Here is a 15,009-nt window from a genome sequence, read left to right as displayed (position 1 = left end):
GTCGTGGAGGCCGCTGTTGAGGTGGCGGCTGACGTGGTTGCGGAGGAGCCGGTTGCGGAGGTGACGGCCGAGGCTGTGGTCGAGCCGGTTGCGGAGGTTGAGCCGGAGGTCGAGGTTGCGGCCGAGGTTGAGGTTGAGGCCGTCGTGGAGGCCGCTGCTGAGGTGGCGGCTGACGTGGTTGCGGAGGAGCCGGTTGCGGAGGTGACGGCCGAGGCTGTGGTCGAGCCGGTTGCGGAGTCCGTCGCTGAGGCGGAGGTTGAGCCCGAGGTTGAGGCTGCGCCTGAGGTCGCTGTCGAGGAGCCGGTCGTCGAGGTCGAGGTCGCGGTTGTCGTGGAGCCTGAGGCTGAGCCGGTTGTCGAGGCGGCTGCGGAGGTTGAGGCGGAGCCGGTCGTCGAGCAGCCCGTCGTTGAGCCGGTGGCCGAGGTTGAGGTCGAGCCGGTCGCCGAGGTGGTTGTCGAAGCTTCGGCCGAGGCCGTCGTGGAGCCGGTCGTCGAGGCGGGTTCCGATTCGCGGCCGGTCAAGCCGGAGTTGACGCCGGGCAAGCCGATCACCGGCTACTCGGCCGAGGAACTGGTCGCGCTGGTGGCGTGGTTCGACGCGGACGGGACCGAGCGCAGCGACGACGAGCTGCTGCGGGCGGCGATGAAGGAGCTCGGGTTCGCCCGGCTCGGGCCGCGGATCAAGGAAGCGCTGGGGGCGGCCGTGGCCTCTGTCCGGGGCTGACGTACTGCCAATAACCGTTTCCGTGCCCGTCGTTGTGCGATTCCGCGCAGCGGCGGGCGCGGTCGTTCCGGGGCGCCCAGGGGTGCGGGCGCAGCCGTCAGCGGTGGTGGCCGGCGAGGGCTGTGGTCGGTGTGTGGGTCGCCGGTGTTGGGGGGTGATCAGGCTGTGTGCGGTGGCGGGGTGGGGGGTGGCGGGGTGGGGGGTGGCGGGGTGGCGGCGGGCCAGGGCTTTGACGGCGGCGACGGCGTTGGCGAGGGCACTGGCTGGATGGGACCACTCGGTGTCGTTCGCGCGGGCCGACGGGTGCTCGGCGTCGTAGTCGGGGTCGTCGGCGACGGACGCGGCGCGCACGTCCAAGTCCAGCCGCCAGAACAGCGGGAAGCCGGCGAAGCGGACGAAGAGCAGGCGGCGGCGGTCCGAATGCAGGAAGTCCGGGTCGCTGCGCACCTGTTCGACGGGGCGGACCCGGGCGAGGGCCGCCGTCCTCGTGGCGAGGCAGGACGGGAAGGCGGCGTCCGGCACCACCCAGCGCACGCCGGTGTCGCTGAACCTGTCGGCGGTGCCGGCCGCCAGTGAGCCGAGCAGGTGGGTGGAGGAGCCGTGGCAGCACTGTTCCAGGGCGGTCCGGACGGCGGCGGCCAGGGCGTCACACGCGTCATGCGCCGATGTCCTCCTGCCAGAGGTCCGGTCGGGCCGCGACGAAGTCCGTCATCATGCGTACGCAGCGTGGGTCGTCCAGCAGGGTGATTCCGGTGCCGTGCTCGGCGAGCCAGCTGTGACCGCCGGTGAACGTGACCGACTCGCCGATCACCACGTGCCCGATCCCGAACTGCCGCACCAGGCCCGAGCAGTACCAGCACGGCGAGAGCGTGGTGACCATCACCGTGTCCCCGTACCCGCGTAGGCGGCCGGCGGCGCGGAACGCGGCCGTTTCGGCGTGCATCGACGGATCGCCGTCCTGAACCCGGCGGTTGTGCCCCCGCCCGAGCAGCTCCCCGTCCACGCCGAACAGTGCGGCGCCGATCGGGATCCCGCCCTCGGCCAGCCCGAGTTGTGCCTCCGCCACCGCAACCGCGAGCCACTCCCGTGCCTGCTCCACCGCGATCTGACCGCCCACCGGCCACCTCCTCTCGTCCGCGTCGGGTCTACCCCCTCCCGGCCACGCCCACCGCGAGCCGGCCGTTCTTCGCTCGATCGAGTGTTCGGAGAGGTGGGGAGGTGACGGGATTCCGTTGATGTGTCAGGTGGTTGGGGCTCACCGGGTCCATGGCCCCCACCACTTCGGCGGCAGCGGGTCCGCCGGCGCCGAGGTCGGCTGGTCGGGATGCAGCCCGAGCCGCCGAAGCGCGTCCGCGCGGAAGCGGACGGCGATCGTGCCGTGCCAGTGCCCGTCCGCGCAGACGCCGCACATCAGGTCGATCCTGTACTCGTCGTCCGTGAACGGGTACCAGTCGATACCTCGGTCCCGCAGTCAAACCAGGATCAGCCGGCCCGGCCGCGGGCAGCCGGGAAGGTTCTCGTAGGAGAAGAGCGTCACCCATTCGAAAGCCTGATCGTCCATGCCGCCATCATGCTGCGCCGGGCGGCCCGGCCGCTCGCCATATTCCTGCCGGCGAAAAATTCGGCTGGATCCCTGAAAGCGGCAGCCGGTGACCGGAGTTGGCCAGGCTCGCCCGGGGCTCCCCGCCGGCACCAGAAACCTGTCCGGGGCGCGCTCTACGGTGCCGCCCGTGACCGATGCCTCCCGCCGTACCGCCGCAGACGACGACGCACTCCTGGATCGGCTGCGAGCCCTCGCCCGGGGCGGACGTGCCTTCGGTGGCCTCGCGGACCGACCGGACCGACCGGACCGACCGGACCGACCGTTCCCACCGCTCACGGCGGCCGAGGTCGAGCACGTCGAGCGGCAACTCGGATACCGGCTACCGCCCTTGCTCCGCCGCATGTACACCGAGATCGGTGACGGCGACTTCGGCCCGGAAGGCGGCCTTGCCCCGCTCACCCCACGCCAGTACGGATCGAAGTGGTACTGCGCAATCCCATCTCCCGAGCGAGGGCCCGAGTGCCGTCCGCCGAGGTCATGGCTCTTCCTGACGGGCGGCGGTTGCAGCATGCAGTGGCATGTCTCGCTGATCGCGGTCGACCATCCCGTCCTGCTCTGGGACGCCGACGGCTGGGAACCCGACTGGGGCGAGAACCCCCACGAGGGCCTGCGCTACGCGGCGCCGTCGCTGCGCCAGTGGCTGTGGACCTGGGCGGACGGCGGACGGCGAGGTGTGTGGCACGAGGTGCACGCGCTCCACGAGGCCGTGTCTCCTCATTGAAGCCTCTGGCCCTGCCCAAGGTTCTCTGACTAAAGTCAGAGAATGGACAAGGCGCAGATCGACCAGGTGCGGCAGTTCAACCGCACTGTCACCGAACGTGTGGGCGTGCTCCACGACCACTACCTGGGCCGCGACCGGCCCATCGGCGAAGCCCGGCTGCTCTGGGAGATCGGCGAGGAGGGCCAGGACGTGCGGCAACTGCGCGAGCGCCTCGCGCTCGACTCCGGGTACGTCAGCCGGCTGCTGCGCTCCCTGGAGGCCGACGGCCTGGTGACGGTGGAGCCGCAGCCCCGGGACAGGCGGGTGCGCGCCGTCCGGCTCACCGATGCGGGCCGCGCCGAGCGTGCGGTGCTCGACGGCCGCAGCGACGAGCTGGCCGGCTCTCTCCTGGAGCCGCTCAACACGGCCCAGCGCGCCCGGCTGACGGCCGCCATGGCCGAGGTCGAACGGTTGCTGGCCGCCGCGACGGTCACGCTGGACGTGGTCGACCCGGACCACCCCGACGCCCAGCACTGCCTGCGGTCCTACTTCGCCGAGATCCAGGCACGCTTCGAGAACGGCTTCGACCCCGCGCGGAGCCTGCTGCCCGACGCGGGCGAACTCCGGCCACCGCGCGGCCTGTTCCTGGTCGCCCGGCTGCACGGAGAGCCCGTCGGCTGCGCCGGCCTGAAGCTGCCCTCCGGTGCCCCGGCCGAGATCAAACGCATGTGGGTCGCACCCAGCAGCCGGGGCCTCGGTCTCGGCCGCCGGTTCCTGACCGAGCTGGAGACCCGAGCCGCCCGGCAAGGCTTCGAGGTACTCCGCCTGGACACCAACAAGGCGCTCACCGCGGCGATCGGTCTCTACCACTCCAGCGGCTTCCAGGAGGTCGCCGCCTTCAACGACGAGCCGTATGCCCACCACTGGTTCGAGAAGCGGATCGGCACGCCGGCGTCGGGATGAGGGCCCGGTCGGTCGAGACGGTCCACTCCGCCGTCATGCTGCGGCAGCGACGGCCCGATCCGGGCCCACGTAGCGTCCGTTACCTCTCCTCGACCCACCAAAAGATCAATCATGGGAGACGGTCCAACGCTGCAACTGTGCTTGCTGGGACGGGAGTTGGGCTCGATCGCTGTCCAGGGTCGCGGCAGTAGCAGGCTGTTCGGGAGGCGGCAAGGGAGTGGTCGCTGGCGGGATCCCGCCAGGGTGGCGAACGGGGTGATAGCGGGACATGACCGGCGGGTGGGGGCCGTGCCCCGGGGTGGTGGCGGGAGGTGGCCAATATGTGGAGGGAATCTGTCGGTTTGCCCGACGCATTGTCATGCTTTTGCCCAACTCCCGGCCGGCGGCCGTCTTTTACCCACCCTGATGGGCCGCCGAGGACCGCGCGGGAGCAGCACGACAGCCGCCCGTACCGCCCCACGGTGCCAAGCCCGGCGCCCCGGTGCGTGGCGCGACCGCGCACCTGCGGTTTCGTGGAAGGGACCCCGCACGTGAAGCGAAAGCCGACAGTCGGAGCCGTACTCTCCGCCACCGCCCTGCTGGCGGGCGTCATTCAGGTTGCGGCCGTTCCCGCGCAGGCGGGGGTGCCGTCAGTGGGGCAGCAGCGTGATGCGCTGTTCTCGCTGGCCCGGGCCGAGTCAGGCCCGCTCGCCAGGGCGCTGGCTCTGGGCGGCCAGGAAGGTTTGATCGTCAAGGATGCGGTGGCGGATGCCAATGGCGACCGTCACCTGCGCTACCACCGGACCTTCGCGGGCCTGCCCGTGGTCGGTGGCGACCTGATCGTGCACCAGCGGGCCAACGGTTCGATCAGCTCCGTCGACCGGGACTTCGCCGGGCGGTTGGCGCTGCCGAGCCTCTCCCCGAAGCTCTCCGCGGACCAGGCCGCCGCGGGGGCGACCGAAGCCGTCCGGGCCACGCTCGGGGCGGCTGTCGGGGCGCCCGCGCAGGTCGGTGCCACCGGGGAGGCGCAGTTGGTGGTCTGGGCCGTCGGGGACACCCAGCGTCTGGCCTACCGGACCGTGGTGGAGGGCGTGCGCGCCGATGGCACCCCCAGCCGTCAGCGGCTGATCACGGACGCGGCCACCGGCGCGGTGCTCGCGAGCGACGACGACATCCGGACCGTGACCGCGACGGGCACCGGCACGGGCGTCCACGTCGGGGCCGTCACCCTGACCACGCAGGGCGCCGGGACCTACCAGCTGAAGGACGCCACCCGGGGCAATCTGTCCACCAAAGACATGGGCGTGGCCGGCAACCCGGTGTTCACCAGCGCCACCAACGTCTGGGGCAACGGCCTCCCGTCCAACCGCCAGTCGGCCGCCGTGGACGCCCAGTATGGCGCCGCCACGACCTGGGACTTCTACAAGAACACCTTCGGCCGCGTCGGCGTCCGCGGCGACGGTACCGGCACCTACAACCGCGTCCACTACGGCAACAACTTCGTCAACGCGTTCTGGGACGACCTCTGCTTCTGCATGACCTACGGCGACGGCCCCTCCAACGCCCACCCGCTGACCGAGCTGGACGTGACCGGCCACGAGATGACCCACGGTTTCACCTCGGCCACCGCCGGACTGGGGAGCACCGGCGAGCCCGGCGGCCTCAACGAGGCCACCTCGGACATCCTCGGCACCATGGTCGAGTGGTACGCCAGCCTGCCGGCCGATCCGCCGGACTACTTCCTCGGGGAGAAACTCGACCTCTACGGCACCGGCCTCCCGGTGGGCTACCTGGACAGGCCTTCCAAGAACGGCTCCGCCAAGGACTACTGGTACCAGGGCATCGACGGCATAGACCCGCACTACTCCTCGGGTCCCGCCGACCACTTCTTCTACCTGCTGGCCGAGGGAAGCGGCCCGAAGGTGATCAACGGCGTGAGCTACAACAGCCCGACGGCCGACGGCTCGACGCTCACCGGCATCGGCCGGGACAAGGCCGCCGCGATCTGGTACCGGGCGGTGTTGATCTACCTCATGCCCAACAGCACCTACAAATCCGCCCGTGCCGCGACGCTCAACGCGGCGCTCGACCTGTACAGCTACGTGGAGCGCGACGCGGTGGCCGCGGCCTGGAAGGCGGTCAACGTCAACTAGCACCACCGACGGTGCGTGACGAGGCTCCAGCTCCCGGGCTGGGGCCTCGTCCGTCGCCCGTCCGGGCCCGGTGCCGGTCAGCGGAGGACTGCGGCCAGCAGGTCGGTGCCGAGGGCGGTGGTGGCGGGGAGGTTGAGGGCGTGGCGGACGTAGCGGCCCTGGCGGTGGGCGGTGAGGAGGCCGGCGCGGCGGAGGGTGGCGAGGTGGCGGGAGACCTCGGGCGGGGTGAGGTCCCAGGCGCGGGCGAGTTCGGTGGTGGTGTGCGGGGCGCGGGCCAGGGTGCGGACCAGGCGGAGGCGGACGGGGTGGGCGAGGGCGTCGAGGCGGAGCTGGACGGTGTCCAGCGGGACGGTGACGGCGCGTTCGCCGCCGGCCGCCGGGTACTGGACGACGGGCTGCCAGCCGGGGGCGTGGACGGTGACCAGGTGCGGGTGGCCGAAGGCGCTGGGCAGGAAGGTGACGCCCGCGGGGCCGGCGGTGGCGGTGTTGTCCTGGAGCTTGTCGAGGACGAGGGAGTCGCCGTCGGGGGTCAGGGCGATCGCGGCGGACACCTCGGCGAGTGCGGCGGACAGGCCCTGGCGGCGGCCCAGTTCGGACTTGGCCTGGACGTCCTGCCCGAGTCGGGTGGCGAGGGCCGGCCACTCGGCGTCGAAGAAGGCGTCCGCGCACTGATCGAGGGTGTCCCGGACCCGGTCCCGGAGGGCCCGGGGGTCGGCGAGCAGGCGGGAGGCGAACGCCTCCTGGAGCGGGCCGCGGGCCTGTGCGAGGTCGAGTGCGACGGTCCGGGCGGCGCGGTCGTGCAGGGGTGAACCGCCGCCGAAGGTGAGGCGGTTGGAGCCGCAGGTGGTGACCAGCGCGGCCCGGACGTACCGGTCGTCGTCGATCCGGTCGATCTCGTCGAGTTCGGCGGCGAGCGTCGCCCGGGGCCGGGCGGGCAGCAGGAAGTCGGCGCGGGAGGAATGCCACAGGAACTCGGCCTCGTGCAGCCGGTCCGCGAGTTCCGGACGCAGGCCCGCCCACACTCCGGCTGCCCACCCCGCGTACTGCGGGTGGTGCTCGGGCGCGGCCAGCACGTGCAGCATCGCGGTGAGTTCGGCGAGCGGCGAGACGGCGAACCGGATCCGCTCGGACGGCGTCCCGGTGAGGTCGATGCGCAGGGTCACCCGCCCATCCTCGCCGCGCGCCCGGCAGCACCTCCGCGCGGGGGTCACGTGCTACGAGCGGCCCGGGCCGTCCAGGAGGACCGGCAGGGTGCGGTGGCCGTTGGAGATCAGGGAGTCGACGGGCTCCAGGTGGAGACCGGGGGTGAGTGCCAGGCGCGGGAAGCGTTCGAAGAGCGCGTGCAGGGCGGTGCGCGCCTCCAGGCGGGCGAGAGGGGCGCCGAGGCAGAAGTGCGGGCCGTGGCCGAAGGCGAGGTGGTCCTTGACGGCGCGGGTGACGTCGAAGAGGGTGCCGGTGTCGCCGTGGCGGGTGGGGTGGCGGCCGGCGGCGGCGTAGGAGGCGAGGATGGCCTCGCCGCGGTGGACGGTGACTCCGCCGGGCAGTTCGATGTCCTCCAGGGCGAAGCGCAGCGGCAGGTGGGCGACGGGGGCCTCGCGGCGCAGCGACTCCTCGACCACGTCGTCCCAGCCGGCCTTGCCGGCGCGGACCAGGGCGAGTTGGTCGGGGTGGGTGAGCAGCATGGCGATGGCGTTGTCGATCAGGTTGACGGTGGTCTCGTAGCCGGCGGAGACCACCAGCAGGACGGTGCCGAGCAGTTCCTCCTCGGTGAGGGCGCTGCCGTCGCCCTCGGTGTCGCGGGCGGCGATCAGCAGGGAGGTCATGTCGTCGCCGGGGTGTTCGCGCTTGGCGGCGATCAGAGACCCGATCAGCGTGAAGAACGCCAGGTTGTTGGCGGCGGACTCCTCGGGGCCGAGGGTGGTGTCGAAGACGCCGTCGACGTGGTGGCGGAAGCCGTCGCGCAGTTCGTCGGGCAGGCCGAGCAGGTGGGCGATGACCAGGATCGGCAGCGGGCGGGCCAGGTGTTCGCGCAGGTCCACCGGCGCCCCGTCGGCGCCGGCGGCGGCGATCGTGTCGAGCAGCGCGGCCGTCATCTCCTCGATGCGGCCGGTCAGCGCGGCGACCTGACGGGCGGTGAAGGCCGCGCTCACCAGGCGGCGCAGGCGGCGGTGGTTCTCGCCGTCGGCCGAGAACATGTTGCGGGCCGTCACCCACAGGGCCAGTGGCCAGCCGGCCGCGACCGGTTCGTAGTCGGGCCAGTGCCGTTGGCCGTCCTTGGCGATCCGCGGGTCCTTGAGCAGGTCCTCCAGCAGGTCGGGGTCGGACACGGCCCACACCTGCACCCCGAGGATGTCGGCCGGTACGGCGGGCCCGCGCGCGATCAGTTCGGCGCTCTCGGCGTCGCGGGCCCGCCCGGTGGGGTCCAGGACGAGCGCCGGGCGGTTGACCGGGCACTCCAGCGGGCGGTTGAGCGAGGGCGGCCGGTTGTCCAACTGGCGCTCCACGAGGGCTCCTTCACACGGTTCGAGGCCGCGCGGGGCGCGCGTGCACGGTCGAGGATGGCCCGCCGCCCGGCACCCGTCGAGAGCGCAGAGCCCTGCGCCCGCGCGCCCCCGGCGCACTCTCGCCCGCCTTCCCCGATTGACGAGGATCGTCAACCCACGTGACCCGCGCGGGCCGGCAGAACACGGTGGGCGGCATGACGACGATCACGATGCCCCGGCCGAAGCAGGCCCGGCCCACGCCCCGCCAACTCGTCCGGGCGAGCGGCGGGGCGCGCTACGCGGTGGCGCTGGCGGTGGACGCCCTCGGTACGGGGCTGCTGCGGCCGTTCCTGCTGCTGTACGGAATCACGGTGCTCGGGCTGAGCCCGGCGGCCACCGGCCTGGCGATGACGGTCGGGATCGTCGCGGGCCTGGCCGCGATGCCGCCGCTCGGGCGCTGGCTGGACCGGGGCGCGCGCAGCACGGCGGTCGCGGCGTCGATGCTGGTGCGGGTGGCGGGCGTCGCCGTGCTGCTGGCCGCGCCCCGGGGGAGCGTGGTGCCGTTCGCGGTGGCGGCGCTCATCCTCGGCGTCGGCAACCAGGCGTGGCCCGCCGCCCACGCGGCGCTGGTCGCCACCGTCGCCAAGGGCGCGCTGCGGGACGCGGCGCTGGCCGCCGGCCGGGCCGTGCGCAACGCGGGCCTCGGGGTGGGCGCGCTGCTGGCGACGGTCTGCCTGAGCGGCGGCGCCCCCGCACTGCGGGCGCTGGCGGCGGTCTCGGGCGCCGGCTTCCTGGCGGCGGCGCTGCTGGCCCGCTCCGTGCGGGTGACGGCCGCCCCCGCCGCCCGGACGGCCGCACCGGGCGCGGTCGGCACCGGCCGAGGGCTGGGCGCGGTCCTGCTGGCGAACGTGGTGTACGTGTTCTGCCTGAACGTGCCCGAGGTCGCCCTGCCGCTCGTCCTGGTGACGGTACTGCACGCCTCCCCGGCGTGGCCGGCGGCGGTGTTCGTGGCCAACACGGTACTCGTGGTGGCCCTCCAACTGCCGGTCACCACCTGGGCGTTGGCCCGCTGGTCGCGCGGGACGGTGCTGGCGCTGTCCGGCGCCGTGCTGGCCGCGAGCTACCTGGGCTTCCTGCTGGCGGCGCCGCTCGGACCGCTCGCCGTGGCGCTGGTCTCGGTGCCGTGCACGCTCGGCGAGATCCTGTACGCGGGCAGCGCCACCGCACTCGTCACCGCGCTGACCCCGCCGCCGGTGCTGGGCCGCGTGCTGGCCCGGTTCCAGTTCTCCACCGGCCTCGGCCTGGCCGTCTCCCCGGCGGTCATCACCGCCCTCGCCGCCGTCGGACCGCTCGCCCTGTGGGGCACCCTCGCCGCCGCCACCGCGGGCGCGTCGGCGATCGTCGCAACGACGCAGGATCGGAACCGACCGGGTGCCCAGGCGGTTTGACGGTTCCTTTAAGGTGCGGGAATGCGAGATTTCGGGGCGGGACTGCGATTCCTTTTCAACGGGCAGCGATGGGTGGCGCGGCACGGCCGCTGGTGGGGCTTCGGGATGATCCCGGCGCTGATCACCCTGATCGGATACCTGGCCGCACTGGCCGTGCTGATCACCTACGCGGGCGACCTGGCCGCCTGGGCGACACCCTTCGCCGACCACTGGTCCACGGTGTGGCGCGACACCGTCCGGATCGCCGTCGGCGCGGCCGCGGTCGGCATGGGCGGACTGCTGGCCATGCTCACCTTCACCGCGGTGACGCTGCTGATCGGCGAACCGTTCTACGAGTCGCTGTCGGCGAAGGTCGAGGAGACCGAGGGCGGCGGCCCGCAGAGCCCCGACCTGCCGCTCTGGCGCGAACTGTGGGCGGCCGCCCGCGACAGCCTGGCGATCCTGCTGCGCGCCGCCGGCCTCGGCATCCTGCTTTTCCTGTGCGGGTTCATCCCCGTGGTCGGCCAGACCGTGGTCCCGGTGATCGGGATCTGCGTCTCCGGCTTCTTCCTGACCGTCGAACTCACCGGCACGCCCCTGCAGAAGCGCGGCCTGTCGCAGAAGCAGCGGCTGCGCCTGCTGCGCTCCCGGATGTCGATGGCGGTCGGCTTCGGCGCCGGACTGGTGCTGCTGTTCCTGATCCCGGTGCTGACCGTGCTGGCGATGCCCGGCGCGGTGGCCGGCGCGACGCTGCTGGCGCGCGAGATCGCGCCGCACGAGGAGCCCGAGCCCGTCGAGGAGCCGGACGACGGCCCGGACGGCCACCCGGCGGACCCGTACCCGTCGCAGCCGTACCCGCAGAACCCCTACCAGCAGAATCCGTACCAGCAGGCGCACCCGCAGAATCCGTACCAGCAGGCGCACCCGCAGAACCCGTACCAGCAGCAGCCGTACCCCGCGGACCCGCGGCAGCAGGGCTGATCGAAAATCTCACCGAACGTATTCGGCGATTTGACGTAGCGTCACCGACTGCGCGATAACGTCCCCATGCCCGTATCCGTGGACGCCGCCCCGCGCGGCATTGACCTCGGCGACCCCGCGTTCTGGCGGCTCCCCGAGAAGTTGCGCGCCGAGGCGTTCGGCCGGCTGCGGGAGCGTCCGGGGCCGGTGGCCTTCACCGACCGGGCGACGGGACGGCGCTGCTGGGCGCTGGTCCGGCACGCGGATGTGATGACCGCCAGCCGGTCGCCGGAGGTGTACCTCTCGGGGCCGGGGGTGACGTCGCCGGAGCCCGCCCGCTGGGTGCGGGCGGTGTTCGGCGACTCGATGGTCAACCTGGACGACCCCCGGCACGCCGACCTGCGCCGGGTGGTCGGCCGGGCGTTCACGCCCCGGCTGCTGGCCGAGGTCGAGCAGGACATCGCGCGGACCGCCGCCCGCCTGGTGGACCGGCTGGAGCGCGAACGCCCCACCGACTTCGTCTCGGCCGTCGCCGGGGAACTCCCGTACCAGGTGATCTGCTCGATGATGGGCATCCCCGAGGCGCAGCGCCGCGCCATCCTGGCCCGGATCAACCGGGCGTCCGCGTCGGCGGGCGTCACCCGGCGGGGCCTGCGGGTGCCCGGCCGGGGGCTGCACGCGCTGGCCGCGATGCACCTGACGGTGGCCGCGCTGGGCCGGGAACGGCGCCGCCGTCCCACCGGCGACCTGATCTCCGCGCTGGTCACCGCCGACGTCGACGGCCGCCGGCTGGGCTCGCGCGAACTCGGCGCGTTCTTCTCGCTGCTGCTGGTCGCCGGCGTCGAAACCACCCGCAACGCGCTCGCCCACGGCCTGCACCTGCTGACCGCCCACCCCGACCAGCGCGAACTGCTGCTCGGCGACCTGGACGCGCACCTGGGCGGCGCCGTGGAGGAGATCGTCCGGCACTCGACGCCGATCGTGCAGTTCCGCCGCACCGTCGCCGTCGACCACAAACTCTCCGGGATCCGGCTCGCGGCCGGCGACAAGGTGGTGCTGTTCTACGGCTCCGCCAACCGCGACGAGGCGGTGTTCGACCGCGCGGACGCCTTCGACATCACCCGCTCGCCCAACCCGCACCTCGGCTTCGGCGGCGGCGGCCCGCACTTCTGCCTGGGCGCCCACCTGGCCCGGCAGGAGATGCGCACCCTGCTGCGCGAACTGCTCACCCGGCTGCCCGGGATCCGCTCCACTGCCGAGCCGGAGCTCGTCCCGTCCTCGTTCGACCACCGGGTCCGGGCCCTGCGCTTCACGTTCTGAGCTGCTGGGCAACGGTACGGCGACGGTACGGGCGGCCGCCTTGCCGGTGGCCGCCCGTGGTGACGTCGTCGCAGGTCAGCCCGGGTGGCTGCCGACCGCGTCGCGGATCTCCGCGCCGAGCACGCTGTTCGTCCGGGCGCAGCTGGCACCGCAGAAGAACCGGCCGGCGACCTCGACGCCCTTGCCGACGATCCGCACCGTGCACTGCTCGCAGCGCGGGGCCAGCTTCTCCATCGCGCACTCGAAACTGTCGAAGACGTAGGTGTCGCCGGTGATCGTCTTGATCTCGAAGGACAGCCAGTAGTCGTTCTGGCACACCACGCAGACAGCCATGTCGGGCTCCTCTCGCCGTACGGGTCCACGGCCGAGTCTTGGGCCGGGCAGGACGGGCGGCAATCGGCGGCGGTCCGAACGGCTGTTCACCGGCTCCTCCGCGGCGGCTGTTCACCGGCTCCGCGGCGGCTACTCACCGGCTCCGCGGCGGCTGCTCACCGCGCCGAGCTGTCGGAACACGGTCAGGTCCGATAATGGTCAGCAGGGCCCGGGAACCGCCGAGGAGGCCGAGATGATCATTCGAATCTGGGAGGCCCAGGTCTCCCCACTCCGGGTCGAGGAGTTCTGCGCCCGGCTCGCCTCCACCGTGCTGCCCGGCTTCGACCAGTGGGACGGCTTCCTCGGCGGCGAACTGCTGTGCGCCCTCGTCGACGACGACCACCGCGTCCAGATGATCACCCGCTGGCGCGACGAGGAAGCGCTGCGCGCCTACGCCGGACCGATGTGGCGGATCCGCCCCGTCTGGTCCGAGGACGAACTCCACGAACTGGAGCACCCCCCGACCGTCGCGCACTTCCACTCGCTGCGCCGCCTCGACCTGGCCGTCGGCGAAGGCGCCGCCCCCGCCGACTGACCGGTCACCCCCGCTGGACGGGAATGCCCTGGTCGGCCTTCACCTGCTTCATCGTCAGGTGCGAGTGCACCTGCGCGATGCCCGGAAGGCCGGACAACACGTCCGTGACGAAACGCTCGTACGCCGCCAGATCCGCCACCGCGACCCGCAGCAGATAATCCGGGTCGCCGAACAGCCGGTGCGCCTCCACCACCTCCGGCAGCTCCGCGACCCGACGCTCGAACTCCGCGACCGTGGACCGGTCCTCGTGTCGCATCACCACCGTCACGAACGGCTGGAACCCACGCCCCACCGCCACCGGATCGAGCTGCGCACGGTAGCCGCGGATCACCCCCTGCTGCTCCAACTGACGCACCCGGCGCAGACACGGCGACGGCGTCAGCCCCACCCGGTCGGCGAGTTCGGCGTTGGTGAGCCGGCCATCCTGCTGGAGCTCGTGGAGGATTCTGCGGTCGAGGCGGTCCATGGCGCAACATTCTGCCCCACGAGGGGGCTGACCAGCGAAAACGGGACATCGGCTGCCACCGCCCGACAGATAGCGTCCAGGACGTCCCCCTGCTTGCCCCCTCACGCGAAACCCAAGGTGCCATGGACCCGCATGCCCTGCTGCTCTTCCTCGGCGTGGACCTGCTCCTGGTCTGCACCCCCGGACCGGACTGGCTCTACATCGCCGCCCGCGGCCTCGGCCAGGGCCGCACCGCCGCCCTCACCGCCGTCGCCGGCGTCTGCGCCGGCTACGGCATCCACACCCTGCTCTCCGCAGCCGGCCTGGCCGCCGCGCTGCGTGCTCTGCCCGGACTGCTCCCCGTCCTGCGCCTGGCCGGCGCGGGCTACCTCGCGTTCCTCGCCGTCACCATGCTGCTCACCCTGCGCCGCAGCGGCCGCGCCGAGGCCCTCACCGCCGCCCCGCCCCAACCCACCCGCGTCGTCCTGTGCCAATCCCTGCTGACCGCCCTGCTCAACCCCAAGGGCCTGCTCCTCTACCTCTCCCTCGTCCCCCAGTTCGTCACCCCCGACGGCGCGCTCCCCGTCGGCGCCCAGGTCGCCACCCTCGGCGCCATCAACGTCCTCTGCTGCGCCGCGATCTACACCGCCGTCGCACTCACCACCGCCCGCCTCGCCGCCCGTCTGACCACCACCCCCACCGCCGCCCGCCGCCTGTCCGCGATCTCCGCAGTCCTGCTGCTGGCGGTGGCCGGCGTCACGGCCGCCGCCTGACGCCACGGGCAGCCTTCGGCAGGCGACGAGGACGAAGCGCGCTCGTGGGCTGTCGTGATCCGGCCCGCCCCGGCGGCCGGAGCCGCCGCGCGCAGCGCCAGGTCGTCGACGGATCGTCAGGGCCGCGCAGCGCCGTGGACGGTTCGCCGCCGGCCGTCCCTCCGCCGACGCACAGTGCCCGGCACCGCTTGCCCTGCGGCTCTCGCGCTTGCGGCGCGTAGTGCCTGCCTTGGGGTTCTCGGGCTTGGGGCGCGCAGCGCTTGCCTTGCGGCTCCCGGGCTTGCGGCGCGCAGCGCTTGCCTTGCGGTTCTCGCGCTTGCGGCGCGCAGCGCCTGCCTTGCGGTTCCCGCGTATCGGCCGCGCGCAGCGCCTGACTTGCGGCTCTCGGGCTTGCGGCGCGCAGCGCTTGCCTTGCGGTTCTCGCGCTTGCCGCGCGCAGCGCCCGCGCTGCGGTTCTCGTGCTCGCCGCGCGCAGCGCCTGCCCTGCGGCTCCCGGGCTTGCCGCGCGCTGCGCGTGTACCGTTGCCCGCCCGGCCCCGCGTCGAGCCTGCTTTGTTGTTCTTCCGCACCGGC

14 protein-coding genes are annotated in these 15,009 nt (G+C 73.0%); 9 read left to right on the top strand and 5 right to left on the bottom strand.

Going from position 1 to position 15,009, the window contains the following annotated elements; genetic code table 11:
- The coding region (locus ACFYS8_RS03600; RefSeq protein WP_387635168.1) for a hypothetical protein at positions 1-723 on the top strand (723 nt) is incomplete at its 5' end.
- 655 nt (positions 724-1,378) lie between these two features.
- Here ACFYS8_RS03600 and ACFYS8_RS03595 read toward each other — a convergent pair.
- Positions 1,379-1,840 carry a nucleoside deaminase gene (locus tag ACFYS8_RS03595; protein WP_387635166.1) on the bottom strand — a complete coding sequence of 154 codons (462 nt, stop codon included), beginning with the start codon at positions 1,838-1,840 and terminating at the stop codon, positions 1,379-1,381.
- 532 nt (positions 1,841-2,372) lie between these two features.
- On the opposite strand from ACFYS8_RS03595, the gene ACFYS8_RS03590 reads away from it, so the two are divergent.
- The 3 genes from ACFYS8_RS03590 (at position 2,373) to ACFYS8_RS03580 (ending at position 6,121) form a co-directional block, all read left to right on the top strand.
- Entirely contained in the window at positions 2,373-3,047 is a 675-nt protein-coding gene (locus tag ACFYS8_RS03590; protein WP_387635163.1) for an SMI1/KNR4 family protein, read from the top strand.
- A 42-nt stretch (positions 3,048-3,089) separates the two neighbouring features.
- Positions 3,090-3,989: a GNAT family N-acetyltransferase gene (locus ACFYS8_RS03585; RefSeq protein WP_387635162.1), complete on the top strand. Its 900-nt coding sequence runs from the start codon at positions 3,090-3,092 to the stop codon at positions 3,987-3,989.
- Positions 3,990-4,519: 530 nt separating this feature from the next.
- Positions 4,520-6,121, top strand: coding sequence for a M4 family metallopeptidase (locus tag ACFYS8_RS03580; RefSeq protein WP_387635160.1), 1,602 nt, complete (start codon positions 4,520-4,522; stop codon positions 6,119-6,121).
- Between the two features lie 77 nt (positions 6,122-6,198).
- Here ACFYS8_RS03580 and ACFYS8_RS03575 read toward each other — a convergent pair whose 3' ends face one another.
- On the bottom strand, positions 6,199-7,284 hold the full coding sequence (locus tag ACFYS8_RS03575) for a DUF5937 family protein (RefSeq protein WP_387635157.1): 1,086 nt from the start codon (positions 7,282-7,284) through the stop codon (positions 6,199-6,201).
- A gap of 51 nt (positions 7,285-7,335) precedes the next feature.
- Positions 7,336-8,580: a cytochrome P450 gene (locus ACFYS8_RS03570; RefSeq protein ID WP_387636826.1), complete on the bottom strand. Its 1,245-nt coding sequence runs from the start codon at positions 8,578-8,580 to the stop codon at positions 7,336-7,338.
- 239 nt (positions 8,581-8,819) lie between these two features.
- Between ACFYS8_RS03570 and ACFYS8_RS03565 the strand changes: the two genes are divergently transcribed.
- The 3 genes from ACFYS8_RS03565 to ACFYS8_RS03555 all read left to right on the top strand — a co-directional run bounded on the left by ACFYS8_RS03565 (position 8,820) and on the right by ACFYS8_RS03555 (position 12,311).
- Positions 8,820-10,052, top strand: a complete 1,233-nt coding sequence (locus tag ACFYS8_RS03565) for an MFS transporter (RefSeq protein ID WP_387635154.1) — start codon at positions 8,820-8,822, stop codon at positions 10,050-10,052.
- A 21-nt stretch (positions 10,053-10,073) separates the two neighbouring features.
- Entirely contained in the window at positions 10,074-11,012 is a 939-nt protein-coding gene (locus ACFYS8_RS03560) for an EI24 domain-containing protein (protein ID WP_387635151.1), read from the top strand.
- 66 nt (positions 11,013-11,078) lie between these two features.
- Positions 11,079-12,311, top strand: coding sequence for a cytochrome P450 (locus ACFYS8_RS03555; protein WP_387635149.1), 1,233 nt, complete (start codon positions 11,079-11,081; stop codon positions 12,309-12,311).
- Positions 12,312-12,386: 75 nt separating this feature from the next.
- On the opposite strand, the gene ACFYS8_RS03550 is transcribed toward ACFYS8_RS03555, so the two are convergent.
- Positions 12,387-12,644, bottom strand: coding sequence for a Prokaryotic metallothionein (locus tag ACFYS8_RS03550; RefSeq protein ID WP_387635147.1), 258 nt, complete (start codon positions 12,642-12,644; stop codon positions 12,387-12,389).
- 232 nt (positions 12,645-12,876) lie between these two features.
- Between ACFYS8_RS03550 and ACFYS8_RS03545 the strand changes: the two genes are divergently transcribed.
- Positions 12,877-13,218, top strand: coding sequence for an antibiotic biosynthesis monooxygenase family protein (locus ACFYS8_RS03545; protein WP_387635145.1), 342 nt, complete (start codon positions 12,877-12,879; stop codon positions 13,216-13,218).
- 4 nt (positions 13,219-13,222) lie between these two features.
- Here ACFYS8_RS03545 and ACFYS8_RS03540 read toward each other — a convergent pair whose 3' ends face one another.
- Positions 13,223-13,684, bottom strand: a complete 462-nt coding sequence (locus ACFYS8_RS03540; protein WP_387635142.1) for an Lrp/AsnC family transcriptional regulator — start codon at positions 13,682-13,684, stop codon at positions 13,223-13,225.
- A gap of 122 nt (positions 13,685-13,806) precedes the next feature.
- Between ACFYS8_RS03540 and ACFYS8_RS03535 the strand changes: the two genes are divergently transcribed.
- Positions 13,807-14,436 carry a LysE family translocator gene (locus ACFYS8_RS03535; RefSeq protein ID WP_387635139.1) on the top strand — a complete coding sequence of 210 codons (630 nt, stop codon included), beginning with the start codon at positions 13,807-13,809 and terminating at the stop codon, positions 14,434-14,436.
- The last annotated feature ends 573 nt before the right edge of the window (positions 14,437-15,009 follow it).

Origin of the sequence: Kitasatospora sp. NPDC004615, from assembly GCF_042873545.1 — a bacterium.
Lineage (GTDB): Bacteria > Actinomycetota > Actinomycetes > Streptomycetales > Streptomycetaceae > Kitasatospora.
Note: the sequence above shows the minus strand (reverse complement) of the source record. Positions and strands in the feature narration are given on the sequence as shown.